Below are 20,940 nucleotides of genomic sequence, written 5' to 3'. Positions count from 1 at the left end.
TGAGGCAAGTGGGGGCGAGGCCGTTCATGACGGATAGTCCGAACCGGTATGAAAGCATGATCGCGCGGCTTGCCGCCGATCCCGCATTCGCGACCTTGGCGAAATCGAACCCGGCCATTCTGGTCTGGGACGTATCGGCCGAGCGCATTCTGTGGGCATCGCGCACCGCCGAGGGGCTGCGCAATGCGCTTGCCGATACGGCCGGACAGGTCGAGGCATCGTTGAAAGCGCGCGACCGATTGCGGGCATTGGCCTCCGGTATGGCTCCGCGTCAGGGCATGCGCCTCGAACGCCTCTGGCTCGATCCCGACCGACTCGCGCCGCCGATCACCTGTGCTTGCCGCATGGCCGATCTCGACGATGGAGGGGCCGTACTGGTTACAGCTATCATCGGCGCGGCGCCGAAGGGCGAGGCTCTACCACGCGGGGCGGGAGCCCCAGTCGAAGAACCCGTTCCCGTGGTGGAGATGGGAACGAAGCGGCAGAGTAAAGTTCGCTTCGTCTGGCAGGCCGACGCAGAAGGGCGCTTCATTCACATCTCGCCCGAATTGGCAGAAACCGTCGGTCCGATGGCGGCTGATATTCTCGGCCTCACTTGGGTCGAGGTCGCGCGCTCCGTTGTCGAGGACCCGGATGGCGAAGTTGCGTCCTTGTTCGCGCGTCGCGAAACCTGGAGTGGCCGGGTCGTTTACTGGTCCATCGACAACAGCACGCAGCAAGTGCCCGTTGATTGGGCGGGCATGCCGGTTTTCGGACCGGACAAATCCCTCGTCGGTTTTCGCGGCTTTGGCCTGATGCGTCTTGATGCTGTGCAAGAGCGCGTGCCTGCCGACCTCGCCGCTGCCCCCGAGCCCGCTGAGCCTTACATCGAATCTGACGTCCAAAGCCTTGAGGCTGAGGTTGCCCATAAAAAGGAAGCGGCCGAAGCTGAGCGTGCCGAAGCCCCTTCACAAGAGGTGCCTTCGGACGAAGACAACTGGTTTGCGATCCTGCAGCAGCAGGTCGCCGCGTCCCTGGCGAGCACCCCGGCTGAACCGGCTCCAGTGCCCCAAACGCTAACGCCGGAGGAACCCCTCAGCACTCCGGTCATCAAGGCTCGGCCCGTCGGCGAGGCCTCTCTCGGCCTCTCGAACACCGAACGCAACGCGTTTCGTGAAATCGCGCGTGCGCTTGGCGCACGGCTTGAGAGCGAAGCAGCTCTTGAGTCGACTGCTGTTGCGCCTGAGCCGACACCTGAGCCGGCCCAGGACGTGGCGAAGGTAGAGGAGGCTCCTCCGCCGCCGCGACCCGCTGTTGCTGACCCCGTGCTCGATCGCCTGCCCATCGGCATACTCGTGCACCGGGACGAGCGCATCCTTTTCACAAACCGTGCGCTGCTCGAACTCGCCGCTTATGCCGATGCCGACGAGATCTCGTCGGCAGGCGGCCTTGGTCACCTCTTCAAGGGCAGTCCAACTCTGTTGCATGCGGAAGGGGGAGGAGCGCAGATCGCGCTCACCAACAGCGCGAACGCCAATGTCGCCGTCGACGTGCGCGTCACCCCGGTCGTATGGGCCGACGAACCGGCGAGCCTTCTTCTCGTTCGTCGTGTTCATGAACCGGATGCAAGCCAGCGCCTGCGCGCTACGGAGATGGATCTTCGTGTGAAGGAATCGCGGATTCGGGAGCTGGAATCGATCCTCGATACGGCGACCGACGGCGTTATCGCTCTCGATGAGACCGGGCGCATTCTCTCCCTGAACCGGTCCGCCGAGGCCTTGTTCGGCTACGATCAGCGCGAGGTCGTGGGCGATGCCATCACGGTGTTGCTCGCACCCGAGAGTCACATCGTCGCTCTCGACTATCTCGAAGGGCTGCGCACATCGGGCGTCGCGAGCCTTCTCAATGATGGTCGCGAAGTTCTTGGCCGCGTGCGTCAGGGTGGAGCGATTCCACTGTTCATGACCATGGGTCATGTGGATGAGGGCCCGCACCGCAAGTTCTGCGCCGTATTGCGCGACATCACCGCTTTCAAGAAGGCGGAAGGCGAACTTGTGGCGGCGAAGCGCAACGCCGAAGAAGGCTCCGCGCAGAAATCCGATTTTCTGGCGAAGATCAGCCACGAGATCCGCACGCCGTTGAATGCGATCATCGGTTTTGCGGAAGTGATGCTCGAAGAGCGCTTCGGCCCCATCGGCAACGAGCGCTACAAGGATTATCTGAGAGACGTCCACGCCTCGGGCGCGCATGTCATTTCTCTCGTCAACGACCTGCTCGATCTCGCGAAAATCGAGGCGGGCCGCATGGATTTGACCTTCACGAGCGTCAATCTCAATGATCTCGTCTCATCCTGCAGCGCCATGTTCCAGCCGCAGGCCGCACGCGACCGTATCGTGGTGCGCACGAGCTTCGCGCCGAAGCTTCCCCCGGTGGTGGCGGATGAGCGCTCCATCCGGCAGATCGTGTTGAACCTCGTATCGAACGCCATCAAGTTCACGGATGCGGGTGGACAGGTGATCCTCTCCACCGCGCTCACGGATCGCGGCGAGGTCGCCTTCCGCGTGCGCGACACGGGCATCGGCATGACGGATGGCGAGATCGAGGCAGCTCTGGAGCCGTTCCGCCAGATCGCAACCACGCATCGGCGCGGGGGAACCGGTCTCGGCCTGCCGCTGACCAAGGCTCTGGTGGAGGCGAACCGCGGCGCGTTGCAAATTTCGAGCAACCCGCATGAAGGCACGCTTGTCGAAGTGATTTTCCCGCCAACACGCGTGCTGGCCGAGTGACAAACGGAGTTTCTAACTACGCCGTGCCCGGTTCGAGGACATGGCGGAGGTTGCGATAGCCCGACGCTCGCTATTCCTGGCACGCAGCTTCAGGGGCGCCGAATGGGCTTTGACCGTGGCGGCAAATATGCTCGAATTCCCGAAGAATGCTAAGGGACACGCATGTCGACCTACCGCCTCGATAAGCTGCTTGCCCCGCGCTCGGTCGCGGTGGTCGGCGCGAGCCCGCGTCAGGGGTCGGTCGGCCTGACATTCCTTCGCAACCTGCGCGAGGGCGGTTTCAACGGAGCGATCTATCCGGTCAATCCGCGTCACAAGCAGATCGATGGCAATCGGTGCTTTCCGAAAGTATCGGCACTACCGGAGGTCCCTGATCTCGTCATCATCGCCGTTCCTCCGAAAAAAGTGCCTGATCTTGTTGACGAGGTTGGTCGTAAGGGTGCAGCCGCTGCAATCGTCGTGACGGCCGGGATGGGCTATGGATCGGGTTCGCTTGCGGACCGCGCTCGGCTTGCCGCACGCAAATATGGGTTGCGTCTGCTCGGTCCCAACTGCATCGGCGTCATTGCGCCACGAGCGAACCTGAACGCCAGCTTCGCCTCGCGCACGGTGCAAGCGGGGGATCTTGCGCTGATTTCCCAGTCCGGCACTGTGGCCGGCGCTATCGTCGAATGGGCGGGCCATCGTCGCATCGGCTTTTCCGCCATGGTGTCCCTCGGCGATACAGTCGACGTTGATTTCAGCGATTGCATGGACTATTTCGCCGCCGATCCGGCGACCCGCGCGATCCTTCTCTACATCGAGTCCATCTCAGACGCGCGGAAGTTCATGTCCGCAGCGCGTGCCGCTGCGCGCACGAAGCCTGTCGTCGTCATCAAGTCCGGACGTCATGCTCCAGGTGCGAAAGCCGCCGCGACCCATACAGGGGCGCTTGCCGGTTCCGACGCGGTCTACGATGCTGCGTTTCGGCGCGCCGGATTGTTGCGTGTTCTCGATCTCGATCAGCTCTTCGCGGCTGCTGAGACACTCGGACGGCAAAAGCCGTTTCCCGGCAACCGCCTCGCCATTCTCACCAATGGTGGCGGCATCGGCGTGCTTGCGGTCGACCGCCTCATCGATCTTGGCGGCCATCTCGCCGAAATTTCCCCTGAGACTGTGGCGCGGCTCGACGAGATCCTGCCTGCATCGTGGTCGCGCGCCAATCCGGTCGATATCGTCGGCGACGCGGATGCGGAGCGCTTTGCACGATCTTTGGAGGCCTTGCTGGCGGATACGGCGAACGATGCCGTTCTCGTGCTCAATGTGCCGATGGCGTTGGCCGGCGCATCGAAAGCGGCGGAAGCGATCGTCGGTGCGGTCAAGCAGGATCGTGCGAAAAGCTATCGCAAGAAGCCGGTCTTTACCGCGTGGTTGAGCGCGGACGAAGCATCTTTCCGCATCTTCGAGGCTGCGCAAATCCCCCATTACACGACAGAGGCCGATGCGGTGCGCGGCTTTCTCCAGCTTGTGCGCTATCGTGAGGCGCAAAGTGAATTGATGGAGGCGCCCGATAGCTTGCCGCATGATTTCGTGCCCGATGTCGGAAAGGCGCGCCGTGTGGTCGAGGATGCCATCGCGGTTGGCCGGACCTGGCTCGATCCCCTCGAAATCAATGCGCTTCTCAGCGCCTACGACATTCCCTTCGCGCCCGTGACCCTGGCTAAATCCGCCGAGGAGGCTGTCGCTGCGGCGCGTCCGATCCTCGCTGAGAGAAATGCGGTTGCCCTGAAAATTCTCTCGCCCGACATTCTGCATAAGACCGATATTGGAGGCGTGAAGCTCGACCTTACGACGGAAGCCGCTGTTGCCGAAGCGGTCTCGGATGTCCTCGCGCGCGCCGCGCGCCTGCGGCCCGATGCGCGTGTCGAGGGCGTGATCCTGCAACCGATGATCCGGCGTGGGAAGGCGCGCGAACTCATTGCCGGTCTCGCTGATGACCCGGCTTTCGGTTCGGTCATCGTGTTCGGGCGCGGTGGCACCGCCGCCGAGGTCATCAACGACAAAGCGCTGGCATTGCCGCCGCTCGATCTGAAACTCGCGTACGATCTTATCGCGCGCACGCGCGTTTCGCGCATTCTGAAAGCCTATCGCGATGTTCCGGCTGCCGACGAAGCGGCGGTGGCGCTCGTTCTCGTGAAACTTGCTCAACTCGCCGCCGACATTCCCGAAATCCGCGAGCTCGATATCAACCCACTTCTCGCCGACGAGAAGGGCGTGATCGCTATCGATGCTCATGCGGTGGTGGCGCCGCTCGGGAAGAACGAGCGCAAGGGACATCCGCGCTTCGCAGTTCGTCCATACCCCAAGGAATGGGAGCGTCGATTCACATTGCGCGATGGGCGCCACATTTTCGTGCGTCCAGTGCGGCCGGAGGATGAGGGCGAGTTCCTGCGGTTTTTTCAACAGATCACGCCGGAGGATTTGCGTCTGCGCTTCTTCGCGCCCGTCCGCGACTTCAGCCACGCTTTCCTCGCGCGGTTGACGCAGATCGACTACGCGCGCGCCATCGCTTTCGTTGCGTTCGACGCCACCGGCGACATGATGGGTGCCGTGCGTCTGCTGGCCGATGCCAACCTTGAAACGGGTGAATACGCCATACTTTTGCGCTCCGACCTGAAAGGAATCGGACTCGGCTGGGAATTGATGCGGCTCATGATCGAGTGGGCAAAAACCGAGGGCTTGCACGAGGTGGAAGGTCAGGTTCTGCGCGAGAACACCGCCATGCTCGAAATGTGCCGCAAGCTCGGCTTCACGCTGCGCAACGACCGGGACGATCCGGATCTTCTTGTCGTGACCTTGCCGATTGCGACCATCGATAAGGATGCGCTGCTGCCCTCGTGATCCGTTATTTTTCGTATCGCAATTCAAGAGCGCGATAAAAAAGCCCTCCGCGTGGATAGCGAAGAGCTTGGGATGAGCGTGAAGTGAGGTTTAAAAGATCTTAGTCGTCCTTTACGTCGCCCACGTGTTTTTGCGCGTAGAGCTGAACGCCGAGCTGTTCGACGAGGTTGAGCTGTGTTTCGAGGAAGTCGATATGTCCTTCCTCGTCGGCCATCAAATCCTCGAACAGGTTTTTGGAAACCCGGTCGCCGACGCTTTCGCAATATTTCGCGGCTTCCAAATAAAGCGCGCGCGCTTCAACCTCGGCAGCGAGGTCGCATTCCAGGATTTCCTTGACCGTTTGCCCGATGCGCAAGGGGTCCAGCACCTGCAGATTGGCGAAGCCGTCGAGAAAGAGAATGCGCTCGATAAAACGATCCGCGTGGTGCATCTCCTCGATGGATTCCTTGCGCCACGCCTTGGCCAGATCCTTGTAGCCCCAATTGTCCAGGACGCGGAAATGCAGCCAATATTGATTGACGGCGGTGAGCTCGCTGCGAAGTCCACGGTTGAGGTATTCGATGACCTTCGTGTCGCCCTTCATCGCTGCCCTCTTTTGTCGATCCGCTGTGAGGTGAAGAGTGGCATTATCCAGAATAGTTCTAAGCTGGACAAGAAGTTTTTGAGGTCACGCCGCAACGTCGGAGGGTGTGGTTTCCTCCGGCAAGGGACAGCAGCCGCGTGTGCAAGCTGTTGGCGGCCCTGCTGCGGAGGTGGAGAGGGCTTGGTCCATGATCGCGCGGATCGTTCGCACGCAGCGTCCGCAATTGGGGCTGCAGCCGAGGCATTGATAGACCTGCCCAGGCGTGCGCGGGCAATCCGGACCCGGCTTGAGACAGGCTTTGACGTCGCCGTCAGATAGGACGTTGCAGGAACATACGATCATGAGAGGATAGTTTAGAGCTCTTAAAAACTACAATCGTTTCAAAGACTTAACCCATTTTTGCCAATCATCCAAGATCCGCTCCCCGCGCCGAGTTGTCACGCCCCAGCGGTCGGCGAAAGAAATCCGTCTCCAAAGCTTTGCCGAAAAGCCATCAGGCGCAGATTCGTCGGAGGCCGACGATCAGGAAAGACGCTTGAAGAGGTCGGGATAGTCGAGAACAAAGCCATCCACATCGACCGGAAGATCGGCCGTAAAGCCGCTTTGCACTGACTCGAAGCGATAGAGCGCATTGTCGAGCGCGGTGTAGCGCTGATGCGCGACCGACACGGTGAGGTCCGGCACGGCAATATAACAGAGGCGCAGTTCGCTCATGCCCCCATGTTGCAAGCTGAGCCGTCGGATCGGCAGCGTGTTGGTGACCGGGGAGGCTTGAATGTCGATGTCGATACAGCCTTGCAGGGCAGGTTGCTCCACACCGTTTTCGTGCCACGTCCCTTTGCCGTTGCTCTCGAGATGCAGACGGTGTCCCGATGTGGTCTTGAGGCGCGCTTCCCGCACACGCCATTCGACATCGACGCGCAGGCGATAGGCGAGAGCGAAATTTGCGTCGTCCTCCTGCCCGATCACGACGCCTGCAAAGTCGATGCCGCCATCGGCGGGCGAAATATCCACGTGCTCTATCCCGGCTTCACACCCCTCCCATGCCGACCAGCGAATGGTGCGAAAGATGAAGTTGGTGGGCATGGGACTGGCGCTGGGTTACTCGCGCACCACGACAATGTGGAGGCGGCGTGGTCCATGTGCGCCGAGCAGCATCGTCTGCTCGATATCGCCGGAACGCGAGGGGCCGGTGATCCAGTTCACCGTGCGCGGCATGCTGCTTTTGCCAAAGGCGAAGCGCACTTTCGACCACACGGCTTCGTAATCGCCCGTGATATCCTTCTCCGCGACGACAATGATGTGATTATCCGGCAGAAAATTCAGCGTCGAAGGATTCTCCGGTCCCGAGATCATCACGAGCGAGCCGGTCTCGGCAACGCCGCCGAAGGCGTGGCTGACCGCATTCAGATCGCCACCGGCGCTCGGTCCATGCGACATGTCGAGGGATGTCTCGCCCCAGGGCATCGCTTTCAGGCGCAGATCCGCGCCCATGCGCAACGTGGCCGGCAGGTTGTGATCGCGCAGGTAGCTTGCGATGGATCGCGGTACGTCGGCGGGAGAGGAAACCTCGGTCACCGTGGCGAGCGCCGCTTCCGCCTGCGCCTTGAACATTGCAAGCCGTTCCTCGCCCGAGACCTGCCCACGGGCGGGGATGAGGCCTTTCGGCGCGCGCTCGATGCGCTCTTCCACGATTTGTGTGCGGATCGTCTCCCGGCCGGTCACGCCGAGCGAGCGGCGGATATTGGCGAGAATATCGTCGCGGGCGCTCATGCCGTTCCTCTTTGCGTGGTCTTGCCGCGCTCGCGCTTCCAGCGCGCTTGAAAAGTATCGCCCTGTGGGGCGGGGAGGTCGCGGCTCTTGGTCCACCCCCTCGCGAAGGGAAGCCATGCGAAGCGGCCTTTGTTGCGACCGGCAAAGCCTAAACTTGTCATCGCCGCACGCGTGGCAAGCCGATAGAGGGCCGGGCGTTTTGCGAAGAACCCCCAGAAGGCGAGGCCGGAGCGCACGGCGGCCGGCGATAGGTGGTGTTCGAACTCCCGATCCCGCCAATGACGCATGAGTTTGGGCAGTGGAATGCGAACCGGGCACACGCTTTCACAGCGGCCGCAGAAGGTCGAGGCATTGGGCAGATGTCCCGCCTGATCGACACCGATGAGAGCCGGCGTCAGCACGGCGCCCATGGGGCCGGGATAAACCCATCCATAAGCATGTCCGCCGACCGCATGATAAACCGGGCAATGGTTCATGCATGCGCCGCAACGGATGCAACGCAACATCTCCTCAAAGCTCGTGCCGAGCATGGCCGAGCGGCCATTGTCGATGAGCACCACGTGATAGTTCTCGGGCCCGTCCGCATCTGAGACACGGCGCGGCCCGGTCGAGAAGGTGGTGTAGACCGACATATCCTGACCAGTCGCCGAGCGGGCGAGCACACGCAGGATCTGGCTCACGTCTTCGAGCGTCGGCACGAGTTTTTCGATGGAGGCGAGAACGATGTGCGTTTTCGGCAGGATCTGCGTGAGATCGCCATTGCCCTCATTCGTCACGATGACCGAAGTGCCGGTCTCCGCCACGAGAAAGTTCGCGCCGGTGATGCCGACATCCGCGGCCAGAAACCGCTCCCGTAGGACCGCGCGCGCTTCCGTCAGAAGCTGTACGGGTTGCGAGAGGTCGCGCTTGGGATCGAGGTTTTTGTGAACGCGCCTGAAATCCTGTTCCACCTGGGTCGCGTTGAGGTGAACGGCGGGAGCGATGATGTGGCTCGGCATCTCATGGCGAAGCTGGATGATATATTCGCCGAGATCCGTCTCGATGGGGGTGATGCCGTTCGTTTCCAGATGGTCGTTGATGCCGATTTCCTCGGCGATCATCGACTTGCCTTTTGTGACTGTGCGCGCGTTCACATCGCGGCAAAGGGAGAGAATGATTTCGCGCGCTTCCCCAGCATCGCGCGCGAAATGCACATGCCCGCCGGAGGCCTTCACCTTCGCCTCATAGGCCTCGAGGTAAAGATCGAGATGCCGAAGGGTGTGATTCTTGATGTCGCGCGCGGAATCGCGCAGCCCCTCGAATTCGGGTAGCCTCTCAACGGCCTTGCGACGCTTGTCGATGAAACCCTGCTTCACATTGCCGAGTGCGCGCTGGAGCTGCGCGTCGCCCAAGGCCTGGGCGGCATTCTCCTTGAATTGCGGTGACGTGGAATGAACGCTCATGGTGTCATCCTGATTCCGCCGCCTTGGGCTTCGGTTGGCCGATCGGCGGCTCGTCCGTCATGCCTGCGAGCACTTCCGCCACATGGCGCACGACGATGGGCTTTCCGTCGCGAGTGAGTTTGCCCGCCATGTTCATGAGGCAGCCGAGATCGCCGGCAAGTAACGTGGGCGCGCCGGTCGCCTCGATATTCTTTTCTTTCGCTTCGACGATCGCCGCGGAAATGTCTCCGTATTTGACCGCGAACGTGCCGCCGAACCCGCAGCACACATCACTCTCGTTCATCTCGACGAGGGAGAGGCCCTGAACGGAGGAGAGAAGCTTGCGCGGCTGGTTCTGGACGCCGAGTTCGCGCAGGCCCGAGCAGGAATCGTGATAGGTCACTTGTCCTTTGAAGGTCGCATCGACGCTCGTGACGCCGAGCACGTCGACGAGAAAGCTCGTCAGCTCATAGGTGCGGGCGGAAAGGTCTTCCGCCCTGGGCCGCCAGTTCGGATCGTCGTCGAACAATTCCCGGTAATGTGTCTTGATCGTTCCCGCGCAGGAGCCCGAGGGGGCGACCACGTAATCATAACCCCGGAAGGCCTCGATCACCTGTTCCGCGATGGCTCGCGTCGTGGCGCGATCGCCTGAATTGAAAGCGGGCTGTCCGCAGCAGGTCTGGGAAGGCACCTCGACGGTGCACCCGGCATCCTCCAGAAGCTTCACGGCGGCAAAGCCGATGGAGGGGCGCATCAGGTCGACCAGACAGGTTACGAACAGGCCGACGCGAAGGTTTCGACGCTCTTGAACGACGCCCTGTGTCACGCTCGGAAATCCTGACTATCGCGAATGGAGTCGATCACGGTCTATTGTGCTTTCTTGCCTGTCGCGTCGAACTGCTTGAGGTAGGCCAGAAGATCGTCGACCTTCTTCTGGTCCTTGACCCCGGCATAAATCATCTTGGTGCCGGGGATCTTCTTGCGCGGATCCTGGATGTATTCTCGGAACGTCGCCTCGTCCCAGGTGAGATGGGATTCTTTGTTGGCGGGAGAATAGGTATAGCCCTCATAAGTCCCGGCCGGGCGCCCGATGACGCCGTTGAGAACTGGGCCGACGGCATTCTTCGCTCCTTCACCGATCTGGTGGCAGGCCTTGCATTGGGTGAAAACCTTCTCGCCTGCCTCCGGGTCCTGCGCCTGGGCGGATCCGAACCCGACGAGAACGAGGGCGGCTGAGAGGAGGAAAAGACGCATGGGACCAGGCTCCAGAAAATCGAAGAGGAAACTATCTTAGAGATATTCTACGGTGTTGGAAAAGCCAACGCGAAGGCGCTAGAACCTCTGCCGGGTGGTTCGGGCGAGCAGAAAAGCCAAGCTGGCCCCAAGGGACCCCAAGGGAGACGCTATGGGAATCGCATTTCCGCAGCCGGATGAGGCCATTCTTGCGCGCCGGGAAGAGATTCTGGCGGGCCTGGGGAAGCTTGTCGCGCCGGAGGCCCTGATCGTCACGGAAGACGAGCGCCGGGCCTTCGAGACGGACGGACTGACGGCGTATCGCCAGATCCCCCTCGCAGTGGTGCTGCCATCCTCGACCGCCGAAGTCTCGGCCGTGATGCGGTTTTGCAATGAGAACGGCGTGAAGGTGGTTCCGCGCGGCGCGGGAACGTCGCTCTGCGGCGGCGCCATTCCGCAAGCGGACGCCATCGTGCTCGGCATCGCCAAGATGAACCGAGTTCTGCATATCGATTTCGCGAACCGGACGGCGCGAGTCGAGGCCGGCATCACCAATCTCGCCATCAGCCAGGCGGTCACTTATGAGGGCTTCTTTTACGCTCCCGATCCGTCGAGCCAGCTCGCCTGCACCATTGCCGGTAACATCGCCATGAATTCCGGCGGCGCGCATTGCCTCAAATACGGGGTGACGACCAACAACCTGCTCGGCGTGACCATGGTGCTTCTCGACGGCACGGTGGTGACGTTGGGCGGCGAACATCTCGACAGCGCCGGTTACGATCTTCTCGGTCTCATCACCGGCTCGGAAGGGCAGCTCGGCATCGTGACGGAAGCGGTTGTGCGAATTCTACGTGCCGCGGAGGGTGCGCGTCCGGCGCTTCTCGGCTTTGACTCCGTGGAGGATGCGGGGGCTTGCGTCGCAGCTATCATCGGCGCGGGCATCATTCCGGTTGCGCTCGAATATATGGATCGCCCGGCGATCAAGATTTGCGAGGCCTTCGCCCATGCGGGCTATCCGCTGGATGCCGAGGCCATGCTGATCGTCGAGGTGGAAGGGTCTGATGCCGAAATCGACGACATGCTTCGCCGCATCGTCGCCATTGCAGAACCTTTCAAGCCGAAGACAATCAAGGTTTCACAATCGGAGGCCGAGAGTGCGGCGATCTGGAAGGGTCGCAAATCCGCCTTCGGCGCGACAGGGCGCGTCGCGGATTACATCTGCATGGATGGAACCATTCCCACCGGCCAACTCCCGCGCGTTCTTCAACGGATCGACGAGATCGCGAAATCGTACGGGCTCGGCGTCGCGAATGTGTTTCATGCCGGCGACGGCAATCTTCATCCGCTCGTGATGTTCGACACGTCAAAACCGGGCGAGATGGAGAAGGCGGAAACAGTCGGCGAGGAAATCCTCAAGCTGTGCGTGGAAGTCGGAGGCTGTCTCACCGGCGAACATGGCGTCGGTATCGAGAAGCGGGACTTGATGACTTATCAGTTCAACGAAACCGATCTCGCGCAACAGATGCGCGTGCGCGGCGTGTTCGATCCGCATTGGCTGCTCAATCCGGCGAAGGTGTTTCCTCTCCAAGGGAGGTTCGCCGCGTGACGACCCATACTCCCCGCGACGAACAGGATGCGGCCGCGATCGTTACCGAGGCTTTCGGCAAGGGCACGACCTTGCGCGTGTCGGGGCAGAACACGAAGGCCGCTTTGGGGCGTGTGATCACGACCCACGCCACTTTGTCCACGTCCAATCTCACCGGTATCACGCTCTATGAGCCTGCAGAGCTTGTCATCTCGGCACGGAGCGGAACGCCTGTTTCGCAAGTTATTCAAACGCTTGCCGATAGCGGGCAGGAATTGCCCTTCGAACCGATGGATTACACTTCGCTTCTCAGTGGGCAGGGTGAACCGACCATTGGCGCCGTTGCTGCGCTCAACCTGTCGGGGCCGCGTCGCATCATGGCGGGTGCCGCGCGCGACAGCCTGATCGGTGTTCGCTTCGTCAATGGCCGTGGCGAGATCGTCAAATCCGGTGGGCGTGTGATGAAGAACGTCACCGGCTTGGATCTTGTGAAGTTGATGGCGGGTTCCTGGGGCACGCTCGGTGTTCTCACCGAAGTGACTTTCAAGGTGCTGCCAAAGCACGAGCGCATGGCGACGCTTCTCTTGCGCGGGCTTGATGACAGGCAGGCCATCGATGCCTTGTCGGCGGCACTCGGTTCGCCCTTCGATGTGACGGGAGCGGCCCATCTTCCCGCTCCCGATTTGCAGGGCGCACGCACGCTCATTCGGCTCGAAGGGTTTTCCGTGTCGGTCGATTATCGTCTCACAGAACTGCGTCGCCTGCTGAAGCACTTCGATGCCGGTGACATTCTCGAAGGCAGGGCCGCCGAGGCGCTTTGGGCTTCCGTACGCGATGCGACGTTTCTTCATGATCGCGAGGACCGCGCGATCTGGCGCGTTTCGACCGCGCCCACGCGAGGCCCGGATATTGCCGCCCACATCGCCAAGGCGCATGACGCGCGCTGGTTCTACGATTGGGGCGGTGGTCTGGTCTGGCTCTCGACGCCTACGAAGGGTGATGCGGGAGCGGCCATCATTCGCGAGGCGACGAAGGAATTCGGCGGTCACGCGACGCTCGTGAAGGCACCGGAAGCGATCCGCGCCAGTGTCGATGTGCTGGAACCGCAAACTGAATCCGTGATGGCGCTCTCACGCGGCATCAAATCGTCCTTCGATCCGGCGGGAATTCTCAACCCCGGCCGCATGTATGCGGGTGTGTGAAATGTCGAGCACGGCTATTATCGGAAGGGCTGAAGGCGAACGCGACTGGAAACGGATTGCGATTTACGGCGCCATCGCGCTCGGTTTCGTTATGCTTACGGCTTCCATATTGCTCTCTATGGGCCGTTTACCAATCTGCAAGTGCGGCGAGATCAAGCTTTGGCATGGAGTGGTGAAAAGCTCCGAGAATTCGCAGCACCTTACCGATTGGTATACGTTCTCCCATATCATTCACGGCTTCCTGTTCTATGCGGGGGCGTGGCTGATCGGGCGCGTGATTGGGCGTCCGCTGCCGCTGGGCATCGCCTTCCTGATCGCGGTCGGCATCGAATGCGCGTGGGAGATTGCGGAGAACACGAATACCGTGATCGAGCATTACCGGTCAGCGACCATCTCGCTCGATTATTTCGGCGACAGCGTCATCAATTCTGTTTCCGACATTCTCGCCATGATGCTCGGCTTCTGGCTCGCCTGGCTTTGGCCGGTGTGGCTTACCGTGCTCGCGGCCATCGTGATGGAAGTCGCTGTCGGATACATCATCCGCGATAATCTCACTCTCAACATCATCATGCTGATTCATCCGGTCGACGCGATCTACCGGTGGCAAGCGGGGGCTTGAGCGACTCAGATGCAAACGAACTTTACCCCCGATCAGTTGAAAGACGCCGCCATGGAGAGTTCGGAGAAGATTCTCCGGACCTGCGTCCATTGCGGATTCTGCACCGCGACCTGCCCGACCTACCTGCTGCTTGGTGACGAACTCGATTCGCCGCGCGGGCGTATCTACCTCATCAAGGACATGCTGGAGGGCGGAAAGCCCGCGACGCCGGAGGTCGTCAAACATATCGATCGCTGCCTGTCGTGCCTGTCCTGCATGACGACCTGCCCCTCGGGTGTGCACTACATGCACCTCGTCGATCATGCGCGAACTTATATCGAAGAAACCTACACGCGGCCTTGGCATGACCGCCTGCTGCGCGCTACGCTCGCGAAAATCCTGCCCTATCCCAACCGTTTCCGCATCGCGATTGCTTTTGCTCTTTTGGCGAAACCCTTCAAGGGCCCGCTCGGCGCGGTGCCTCTGTTCGGGCGGCGGCTTCAAGCCATGGTCGATCTCGCGCCGTCGCGGATTCCGGTCCGCTCTCCCTATGACGCGCCGGGGACCTTCAAGACGCAAGAAGCGCGTCGCGGCCGGGTGGCGATCCTTGCCGGCTGCGCCCAGCCGGTCTTGAAGCCGGGCTTTAATGAGGCTGCCATCCGGCTCCTCAACCGGCACGGGATCGAAGTCGTTCAGCCGAAGGGTGAGGGCTGTTGCGGCGCGCTCGTCCATCACATGGGCCGCGACGAGGAGAGCCACGCCTTCGCCAAGCGCAACATCGACGCGTGGATCGCGGAGATGGACGGGGAGGGGTTGGACGCCATCGTCATCACGGCGTCGGGCTGTGGCACGACCATCAAGGATTACGGCTTCATGTTCCGGGAAGACCCGGACTACGCCGAGAAGGCTGCAAGAGTGTCGGGCATCACCAAGGACATCACGGAATATATCTCAGGCTTGAAGCTGATGGCGCCTGTGCGCGAGACCAATCTCGTCGTCGCCTATCATTCAGCCTGCTCCATGCAGCACGGCCAGCAGATCCGAACCGAGCCCAAGACCCTCCTGAAACAGGCAGGTTTTCTGGTGAAGGACGTGCCGGAAGGGCACATCTGCTGCGGGTCGGCGGGAACCTATAATCTTCTTCAGCCTGAAATTGCCGAAAAGCTCCGGGAACGGAAGGTCGCCAATATCGAGCGGGTCCGTCCCGACCTGATAGCGACCGGCAATATCGGCTGCATGACCCAAATTGGGAAAGGGACTGAAATTCCTATCGTCCATACGGTCGAGCTTCTCGACTGGGCGACCGGTGGCCCGTTGCCGGAAGCTCTTGAAGAGAAAGGATTTTCAACCCAATTTCCGGCGAAGTTAACCACCGCAGCCGAGTAAGTCTCCGACGCCGCCCCGCAAGGAAATTTTGTTTCCCCAAAGCCGAGCTCTCGGCTAAAAGGAAACCTAAAGTTTCCATTTCATGCGCCAAGGGGCGGAGCCATGACATCCGGTTGGACGTCTTTCAGAAGCCGTTTCGGCAAAAAGCCTGACGAAGATGGCGCGACAATCGTGCCGGATCAGGGCGGTATCGCGGCACCCGCTGTTCAAAGCAAGCCGGATCCCGTGCTGGCGCGCCCTGATGGCGCCCTCGATTCCATCGGTCAGAAAAACGAGCTGATCCGTGTCCGGTTCGCGAACCTGATAGACCGTCTCGAGGAGATCCGAAGCCTGAAGGAGGACTTTGCGCTTCTGACAGAGCCGGTTTTCGATCTCATCTCGCATTATCCGCAATTGCGCTCCCGCCTGCTCGAAACCGAGGCGGTCCTGAGGCAGGAAACGGATACCACGGTCGGCCTGCGCCGCGAGGTCGGCGATCTGACCGTGGCCCATGCGCGGATGACGGACGATCTCTCCGCCACCGTGTCTCAGCTTCGCAAGGCCGAGTCCAAGGTGCGCGAGCAGGAATCGTCCATCGAGGATCTGCGCCTCTCCGTCAAGGACAAGGAAGCCATCGGCATCGACCTTGAGAACCAGCTTCTCATCGAGACCGAGCGCGCCCGCACCATCACGGAAGAGAACCAGGCTCTGCGGCTCGAAGCGCAGGAGGCCGACCAGACGGTTGCGCGTGCTGAGCGCGAGCTGATCGAGACCCGTGAGCGCAATAGCCTTCTCGATCATGAAGTGAAGCGCCTGCAGAAGGTGGCCGAGGAGCAGAACTACCGCCTGTCGAGCCTCTCGAACCGCCACAGCGAAGTGGAAGGCCAGCTCGAGACCACGCGCGCCCGCGCGTCCGAGCTCGAGACCAAGCTCATGAGCGAGCAGGTCACGCGCCAGCGTCTCGAAACGCAGCTCGATTCCGAGCGCTCGGCCCACCAGACCGACCTGTCGGCTCTCGACATGAAGATCGAAGGCCTCAACTCGCGTCTCGCCGCAACCGACAAGATCCTGGCTCACACCCGCGATCAGCTGCGCGACAAGAACGAGGCGCTTCGCTCCGTCGAGCGCGGTCTGAAAGAAACCACGATCGAGAAGAACACCGTGGAGCGCCGCCTGGAAGCGACTCAGCAGGAGGTCGAGCGCCAGGTCACGCTCGTCAACGAATTGCAGCGTTCGCGCATCGAATTGCAGGAACGCGTGGAGATGCTCAACAAGGCCATCGCGGCCAAGGACTTCCAGATCGAAAGCTCCGATAACAAGCTCTCCAACCTGTCCGAGCGCATCGACCAGATGACCAAGCGTTTCGAGCAGGAGCGCAACACGCTCGAATCCGCCAATCGCCGCCTGACGGAAGAGTTGCAGAACGAGAAGGCGGAGCGCTCGCTCATTCAGGGCGCGCTGGAGATCTCCCGCGAGAGCCGCGTGAAGATCCAGAAGAAATACGTGTCCTTGCGCAAGAACACGCGCCTCGACACGCCGGAAGAAGATTCGTCCCTGTTCGACGAGGACGACGGCGATTCCAACGTTCGGCCGATCAAGTCTTCGGACAAGGAATAACGACCCTAGAGTTTGATCGTTTCAGATTGAAACAGGATCAAACTCTCGGTTCTTTTGATGCCGCATGATCCAGGCGAACAACCGGTTTCCACTTGTTCTGATCATGCTTTAAAAGCCCCGCTCTTTCGCGGGGCTTTTTGTTGGGGCGATACGCGGTTATGGACGGCATATCCTTGCGCGTTTGAAGAGGCCTTCCCTTGGCATTCGATCCGGCGATCTTCCGATTGCGGTTGCAATCCACGCTCGACCTCTATGCTTCCGCCTTCGGTATGGGGGAGGAGGCGCATACCCTTTTGCGACGCCAGCTCGCGGAAGGTGACGAGCTCCACCACCGTCGCACCTTCCCTGGCCACGTCACCACATCGGCGATCATCCTGGACCAAAAGGGGCGCAGAACCTTGCTGATCCACCACCGCTCATTGGGACGTCTGCTCCAGCCAGGCGGACATTACGAGGCGCCGGATGATTTGAGCGCCTCCGCGTTACGGGAAGCGACCGAGGAAACCGGGCTTGATGGTTTGGAGCTCGATCCCTGGCATAGGGCATCGAACCTGCCAATCGATATCGACTCGCACGTCATCCCGGCTCGTCCTGAGAGAGATGAGCCGGAACATGTCCATCACGATTTCCGCTACATCGTCAGGGCCGATGAGGCGGCGCTCATGAGCCCCGATCTGGCAGAAGTCGAAGGCGCTGTCTGGCACGATCTTTCCGCGTTGGAGGGCATCGCGCCGCAAGTGCTGCGCAATCTCGCCAAGCTGGGGTGATCCCGGACCTGAGAAACTTGGATTACCAAATGCCGAATGCGCGCAAGAGACGCCCGTCTAGAATCTGATCGCACCATAAGACGGCTGCAACGTGAAACGCGGTCAGACCCAGATAGGCGCTCGCGGCCATGCCGCCTCCCATGAAGGATAGCGGCCTTTCGGCCTGGGGACGTTTGGGTGAGGCGCTCCAGAGAATGGCGGTCACGACGGTTATCACGAGAAAGGTCTGCGAGCGGAGGTGAAGCGCCAGAGCCGCGCCCGCCAGGATGAGACAGCCGGATGCTGCAAACCAAATCTTGTCGCCGAGTGGCTTCAGGAGTGTCTGAACGAGCCTGCCGCCATCGAGCGGTGGAACGGGTAGCAGATTGAACAGATTGACTGCCAACGCCACGAAACCGGCACCGAGCCAGCGATCGTCGGACATGGCGGCGAAGATACCGAGGCACGCGAGCGGCGGCAGCAGCCCGAAGGCCGGTCCCATCAGGATCACTTCTGCCGCTTCGGCGTCAGAGACATAAGCTCGACTACCGACGGCGACACCGCCGAGGAACGGGATCAGATAGAAATGCGCTTGATGCCCATGGCGACGCAGGGCCCAGACGTGACCGTATTCATGCACGATGATCGTCGCCAACACAGCCAAGCCCATATCGACTCCGAGCGAATAGGTCATTGCCGCGAGAGACAGGACGGTGAGACAGAGCTGCGTCATAAGATTGCGGCGCGGGCTCGGCGCACTTTGGTTGGTGGTCGATTGTGGAGCACCAGAATCGAGACGTTCTTTGGCGAGGTGCGCCCGAACAAGCCTAGATACTCTTCCCGTCAGCATCGGATAGCCCAGGCGGCGAAGGAGGCCCCTCGCCAGATGGCTGCGTTCGATGATGTAGGCGAGATCGACTTCGGTCCCTTCCGGAACAGCCCGCAGTTCCAGACGGGTATGGATGATATCACTTGGCCCCGATCCCTCGTTCCAGCGAAAGACGGTGACGCCTTCCTCTCTGGTCGGAGGGATTCTCAAGGTGAGGCGGCTAAAGCCTTGACCGTTTTCGAAGCGAGAGACGATTTCGTTCGCGTTTTCGTTGCTCCATTCGATTGAGATCAGTCCTGGAATCCACTCCTTTCCGCGTCCTGGTGTCGCGCTGAGAAGTTCCCAAGCGGCCTCGATGGGAATGTCGAGCACGAAGCGTCTCTTGTAGAGCTGAAGGCGACGGTTGACGAAAAGCACATACCCGAGGGCGGCCGTGCCAAGAACATAAGCCAGGATCGGGTCCGGATCGAACATTGCGGGTAACCTTATCTCGATGAGGAGTATATACCTTAACGAAATAACATATGGAATTCCCGCGCCGTAGACTCTTGGCCCCTAGCAATCGCTTACGCCATTCCCATTTTGAGGGCGGCCAGATTCCAAAGGAGACAGCGCCATGAACGATCAGGAACGCGAGGTCATCGCCGATATCTTTCGGCGTCTCGAGCAGGTCGCGAACCAGCCGCGCGACCCTGAGGCCGAGCGGTTCATCGCCGACAAGGTGCGTCAGCAGCCCTACGCTCCTTACGCCATGGCCCAGGCGATTTTCGTGCAGGAGCAGGCTCTCACCAATCTGAAGACGGAAAACGAGCAGCTTCGTGCCGCGCTCGGTCAGATGCAGACCCAACCGCAACAGGGCGGATTTCTGTCGGGCTTGTTCGGAGGCGGCGCACCGCGCGCACCTGAACAGGATTATCGCCAGCCGACCCGTCAATCGGTGCCGCAAGCTTCGCCCTGGGGCAATCCAGGGCAGCCGGCGTATGGCGCACAGCAGCAACCTGCGCCAGGCGGCCCTTGGGGTGATGCGATGCAGGGCCGCCCGGGCGGAGGCGGCTTTTTCCAATCCGCGTTGACCACGGCGGCGGGTGTCGCTGGCGGTATGATGATTGGCAATGCCTTGTCTCATGCCTTCGGGGGCGCAGGTCAGGCCGCGCAGGGAGCGCTCGACAAGACCGGATTTGCCGACCTCGGCAAACCCGATACGGGCTCCCAGCAAGCAGGCGGGACGCAAAACGCCGATATCACCGATTCACTCTACCAGAACGCCAGTCAGGACGAGGAAAGCTACGACGACGATTTCGGTGGCGGCGGAGACGACTGGGCTTAGCCGCGCGATTCTTGTGCTCCGAGCATTCACGATGCCCGTCTTTCGGCGGGCATCGTCGTTTCAGTGCCCGGCTTTCGAGAGCAGGTTCACCACCAGGACACCTGCGATGATAAGGCCGAGGCCGACGATGGCTGCGAGGTCGAGTTTCTGGTCGAACAGGATCCAGCCCACGAGTGCGATCAGCACGATGCCGATCCCGGACCAGATGGCGTAGGCGATCCCGACCGGAATGGTTCTGAGCGTGAGCGACAGGAAATAGAAGGCCAATCCATAGCCGATCACGACGATGATCGAAGGCCAGAGCCGGGAGAAGCTGTCCGATGCCTTGAGTGCGGAGGTGGCGACGACCTCACAGAGAATGGCGGCGAAAAGGTAAGCGTAGTTCATGATCGTGGCACTTGTTGCGATGGCTCTGTTTTACTGTCCGGAGCATCTTCAAGGCGCTTTGGCAACTCCGTATAAAAACACCCTCTATAAACAAATAGTGATCCCTGTTTATGTATTTCATTTGTAATGATCTATTGATATAGCTATATTAATAGATAGTATTTCGTGAAATGTTAATTCACTGAAGAATATGTTTTCCTTTCATAGTTCTTTTGTTCTCGCGACGTTCGAATGACAGTGAAACATTATTCGTTATATTTCTGAAATTCGGAACGAATTGGGAACTGGATTTTCGCGGCGAAGCATGGCCGCAGGAGTGAGCGGTGTCCGCGCAAGGGCCGGTGTCCATCAGCGGCATTGTCGCTTCCGCCGAGTGAGACCATCTTAATAAGCGATTTGTCGAGATCTCACCCGCAGAGGGGACGTGCTGACATGAAACAGCCGAGAAAGACTGCCGAAGAGGAACGGCGCGAGGCGCTTGATCGGGAACTCGATCGGGAATTGGAGGATACGTTTCCCGCGAGCGACCCTCCGAAAGTGACCCGTGTACCTCCGGCCAGCCAGATCATTTCCGATAAGAACATCGAAGTCACGCCGGGTCCCAAGGGCCAGCGCTAAAGACTGCGAGG

General features: G+C 60.7%; 19 protein-coding genes. 10 read left to right on the top strand and 9 right to left on the bottom strand.

What is annotated here, in order from left to right; translation table 11 throughout:
* The first annotated feature begins 26 nt into the window (after positions 1 to 26).
* Both AB4072_RS03435 and AB4072_RS03430 read left to right on the top strand, forming a co-directional pair.
* A complete protein-coding gene (locus AB4072_RS03435; protein ID WP_441965497.1) occupies positions 27 to 2,765 on the top strand; it encodes an ATP-binding protein in 2,739 nt (912 codons plus the stop codon).
* 162 nt (positions 2,766 to 2,927) lie between these two features.
* On the top strand, positions 2,928 to 5,645 hold the full coding sequence (locus tag AB4072_RS03430; RefSeq protein WP_441965496.1) for a bifunctional acetate--CoA ligase family protein/GNAT family N-acetyltransferase: 2,718 nt from the start codon (positions 2,928 to 2,930) through the stop codon (positions 5,643 to 5,645).
* 100 nt (positions 5,646 to 5,745) lie between these two features.
* On the opposite strand, the gene bfr is transcribed toward AB4072_RS03430, so the two are convergent.
* The 7 genes from bfr to AB4072_RS03395 all read right to left on the bottom strand — a co-directional run bounded on the left by bfr (position 5,746) and on the right by AB4072_RS03395 (position 10,676).
* The gene (bfr, locus tag AB4072_RS03425) at positions 5,746 to 6,228 is read right to left on the bottom strand and encodes a bacterioferritin (RefSeq protein ID WP_441965495.1); all 483 of its coding nucleotides are present in this window, start codon (positions 6,226 to 6,228) and stop codon (positions 5,746 to 5,748) included.
* Between the two features lie 84 nt (positions 6,229 to 6,312).
* Entirely contained in the window at positions 6,313 to 6,570 is a 258-nt protein-coding gene (locus AB4072_RS03420; RefSeq protein WP_441965494.1) for a (2Fe-2S)-binding protein, read from the bottom strand.
* A 180-nt stretch (positions 6,571 to 6,750) separates the two neighbouring features.
* Positions 6,751 to 7,314 carry a putative glycolipid-binding domain-containing protein gene (locus AB4072_RS03415; RefSeq protein ID WP_441965493.1) on the bottom strand — a complete coding sequence of 188 codons (564 nt, stop codon included), beginning with the start codon at positions 7,312 to 7,314 and terminating at the stop codon, positions 6,751 to 6,753.
* Between the two features lie 15 nt (positions 7,315 to 7,329).
* Positions 7,330 to 8,001, bottom strand: a complete 672-nt coding sequence (locus tag AB4072_RS03410; protein ID WP_441965492.1) for a LutC/YkgG family protein — start codon at positions 7,999 to 8,001, stop codon at positions 7,330 to 7,332.
* Positions 7,998 to 9,443 carry a LutB/LldF family L-lactate oxidation iron-sulfur protein gene (locus tag AB4072_RS03405; protein ID WP_441965491.1) on the bottom strand — a complete coding sequence of 482 codons (1,446 nt, stop codon included), beginning with the start codon at positions 9,441 to 9,443 and terminating at the stop codon, positions 7,998 to 8,000. Before AB4072_RS03405 ends, AB4072_RS03410 begins: the two co-directional genes overlap by 4 nt.
* 4 nt (positions 9,444 to 9,447) lie before the next feature.
* Positions 9,448 to 10,248: a (Fe-S)-binding protein gene (locus AB4072_RS03400; protein WP_441965490.1), complete on the bottom strand. Its 801-nt coding sequence runs from the start codon at positions 10,246 to 10,248 to the stop codon at positions 9,448 to 9,450.
* Positions 10,249 to 10,289: 41 nt separating this feature from the next.
* Positions 10,290 to 10,676 carry a c-type cytochrome gene (locus AB4072_RS03395; RefSeq protein ID WP_441965489.1) on the bottom strand — a complete coding sequence of 129 codons (387 nt, stop codon included), beginning with the start codon at positions 10,674 to 10,676 and terminating at the stop codon, positions 10,290 to 10,292.
* 151 nt (positions 10,677 to 10,827) lie between these two features.
* Here AB4072_RS03395 and AB4072_RS03390 point away from each other — a divergent pair, with 151 nt between their 5' ends.
* From AB4072_RS03390 to AB4072_RS03365, 6 genes are all read left to right on the top strand, one after another.
* A complete protein-coding gene (locus tag AB4072_RS03390; RefSeq protein ID WP_441965488.1) occupies positions 10,828 to 12,261 on the top strand; it encodes an FAD-linked oxidase C-terminal domain-containing protein in 1,434 nt (477 codons plus the stop codon).
* On the top strand, positions 12,258 to 13,442 hold the full coding sequence (gene glcE / locus AB4072_RS03385; protein WP_441965487.1) for a glycolate oxidase subunit GlcE: 1,185 nt from the start codon (positions 12,258 to 12,260) through the stop codon (positions 13,440 to 13,442). Before AB4072_RS03390 ends, glcE begins: the two co-directional genes overlap by 4 nt.
* Position 13,443: 1 nt before the next feature.
* Complete coding sequence (locus AB4072_RS03380; RefSeq protein ID WP_441965486.1) at positions 13,444 to 14,061, top strand: DUF2585 domain-containing protein; 618 nt, start codon at positions 13,444 to 13,446, stop codon at positions 14,059 to 14,061.
* A gap of 9 nt (positions 14,062 to 14,070) precedes the next feature.
* On the top strand, positions 14,071 to 15,426 hold the full coding sequence (gene glcF, locus AB4072_RS03375; RefSeq protein WP_441965485.1) for a glycolate oxidase subunit GlcF: 1,356 nt from the start codon (positions 14,071 to 14,073) through the stop codon (positions 15,424 to 15,426).
* Positions 15,427 to 15,528: 102 nt separating this feature from the next.
* Positions 15,529 to 17,022, top strand: coding sequence for a chromosome partitioning protein ParA (locus tag AB4072_RS03370; protein ID WP_441965484.1), 1,494 nt, complete (start codon positions 15,529 to 15,531; stop codon positions 17,020 to 17,022).
* Between the two features lie 197 nt (positions 17,023 to 17,219).
* A complete protein-coding gene (locus AB4072_RS03365) occupies positions 17,220 to 17,789 on the top strand; it encodes an NUDIX hydrolase (protein WP_441965483.1) in 570 nt (189 codons plus the stop codon).
* Between the two features lie 22 nt (positions 17,790 to 17,811).
* Here the strand turns inward: AB4072_RS03365 and AB4072_RS03360 are convergent, their stop codons facing one another.
* Positions 17,812 to 19,071, bottom strand: coding sequence for a site-2 protease family protein (locus AB4072_RS03360; RefSeq protein ID WP_441965482.1), 1,260 nt, complete (start codon positions 19,069 to 19,071; stop codon positions 17,812 to 17,814).
* A gap of 142 nt (positions 19,072 to 19,213) precedes the next feature.
* Here AB4072_RS03360 and AB4072_RS03355 point away from each other — a divergent pair, with 142 nt between their 5' ends.
* Positions 19,214 to 19,924: a DUF2076 domain-containing protein gene (locus AB4072_RS03355; RefSeq protein ID WP_441965481.1), complete on the top strand. Its 711-nt coding sequence runs from the start codon at positions 19,214 to 19,216 to the stop codon at positions 19,922 to 19,924.
* A gap of 60 nt (positions 19,925 to 19,984) precedes the next feature.
* On the opposite strand, the gene AB4072_RS03350 is transcribed toward AB4072_RS03355, so the two are convergent.
* Positions 19,985 to 20,311, bottom strand: a complete 327-nt coding sequence (locus AB4072_RS03350) for a DMT family transporter (protein WP_441965480.1) — start codon at positions 20,309 to 20,311, stop codon at positions 19,985 to 19,987.
* 432 nt (positions 20,312 to 20,743) lie between these two features.
* Here AB4072_RS03350 and AB4072_RS03345 point away from each other — a divergent pair, with 432 nt between their 5' ends.
* Positions 20,744 to 20,929, top strand: a complete 186-nt coding sequence (locus AB4072_RS03345) for a hypothetical protein (RefSeq protein WP_441965479.1) — start codon at positions 20,744 to 20,746, stop codon at positions 20,927 to 20,929.
* Positions 20,930 to 20,940: the final 11 nt, after the last annotated feature.

The organism is Microvirga sp. 2MCAF38, from assembly GCF_052115485.1.
In the GTDB taxonomy this organism is placed as follows: Bacteria; Pseudomonadota; Alphaproteobacteria; order Rhizobiales; family Beijerinckiaceae; genus Microvirga.
Note: the sequence above shows the minus strand (reverse complement) of the source record. Positions and strands in the feature narration are given on the sequence as shown.

What these genes read in the sequence shown, in the direction of transcription:
- AB4072_RS03345 (WP_441965479.1), top strand. Translation starts at nt 20,744, where the DNA reads ATGAAACAGCCGAGAAAGACTGCCGAAGAGGAACGGCGCGAGGCGCTT.
- glcF (WP_441965485.1), top strand. Translation starts at nt 14,071, where the DNA reads ATGCAAACGAACTTTACCCCCGATCAGTTGAAAGACGCCGCCATGGAG.
- AB4072_RS03435 (WP_441965497.1), top strand. Translation starts at nt 27, where the DNA reads ATGACGGATAGTCCGAACCGGTATGAAAGCATGATCGCGCGGCTTGCC.
- AB4072_RS03355 (WP_441965481.1), top strand. Translation starts at nt 19,214, where the DNA reads ATGAACGATCAGGAACGCGAGGTCATCGCCGATATCTTTCGGCGTCTC.
- AB4072_RS03370 (WP_441965484.1), top strand. Translation starts at nt 15,529, where the DNA reads ATGACATCCGGTTGGACGTCTTTCAGAAGCCGTTTCGGCAAAAAGCCT.
- AB4072_RS03430 (WP_441965496.1), top strand. Translation starts at nt 2,928, where the DNA reads ATGTCGACCTACCGCCTCGATAAGCTGCTTGCCCCGCGCTCGGTCGCG.
- AB4072_RS03390 (WP_441965488.1), top strand. Translation starts at nt 10,828, where the DNA reads ATGGGAATCGCATTTCCGCAGCCGGATGAGGCCATTCTTGCGCGCCGG.
- bfr (WP_441965495.1), bottom strand. Translation starts at nt 6,228, where the DNA reads ATGAAGGGCGACACGAAGGTCATCGAATACCTCAACCGTGGACTTCGC.
- AB4072_RS03395 (WP_441965489.1), bottom strand. Translation starts at nt 10,676, where the DNA reads ATGCGTCTTTTCCTCCTCTCAGCCGCCCTCGTTCTCGTCGGGTTCGGA.
- AB4072_RS03420 (WP_441965494.1), bottom strand. Translation starts at nt 6,570, where the DNA reads ATGATCGTATGTTCCTGCAACGTCCTATCTGACGGCGACGTCAAAGCC.
- AB4072_RS03405 (WP_441965491.1), bottom strand. Translation starts at nt 9,443, where the DNA reads ATGAGCGTTCATTCCACGTCACCGCAATTCAAGGAGAATGCCGCCCAG.
- AB4072_RS03380 (WP_441965486.1), top strand. Translation starts at nt 13,444, where the DNA reads ATGTCGAGCACGGCTATTATCGGAAGGGCTGAAGGCGAACGCGACTGG.
- AB4072_RS03410 (WP_441965492.1), bottom strand. Translation starts at nt 8,001, where the DNA reads ATGAGCGCCCGCGACGATATTCTCGCCAATATCCGCCGCTCGCTCGGC.
- AB4072_RS03350 (WP_441965480.1), bottom strand. Translation starts at nt 20,311, where the DNA reads ATGAACTACGCTTACCTTTTCGCCGCCATTCTCTGTGAGGTCGTCGCC.
- AB4072_RS03415 (WP_441965493.1), bottom strand. Translation starts at nt 7,314, where the DNA reads ATGCCCACCAACTTCATCTTTCGCACCATTCGCTGGTCGGCATGGGAG.
- AB4072_RS03360 (WP_441965482.1), bottom strand. Translation starts at nt 19,071, where the DNA reads ATGTTCGATCCGGACCCGATCCTGGCTTATGTTCTTGGCACGGCCGCC.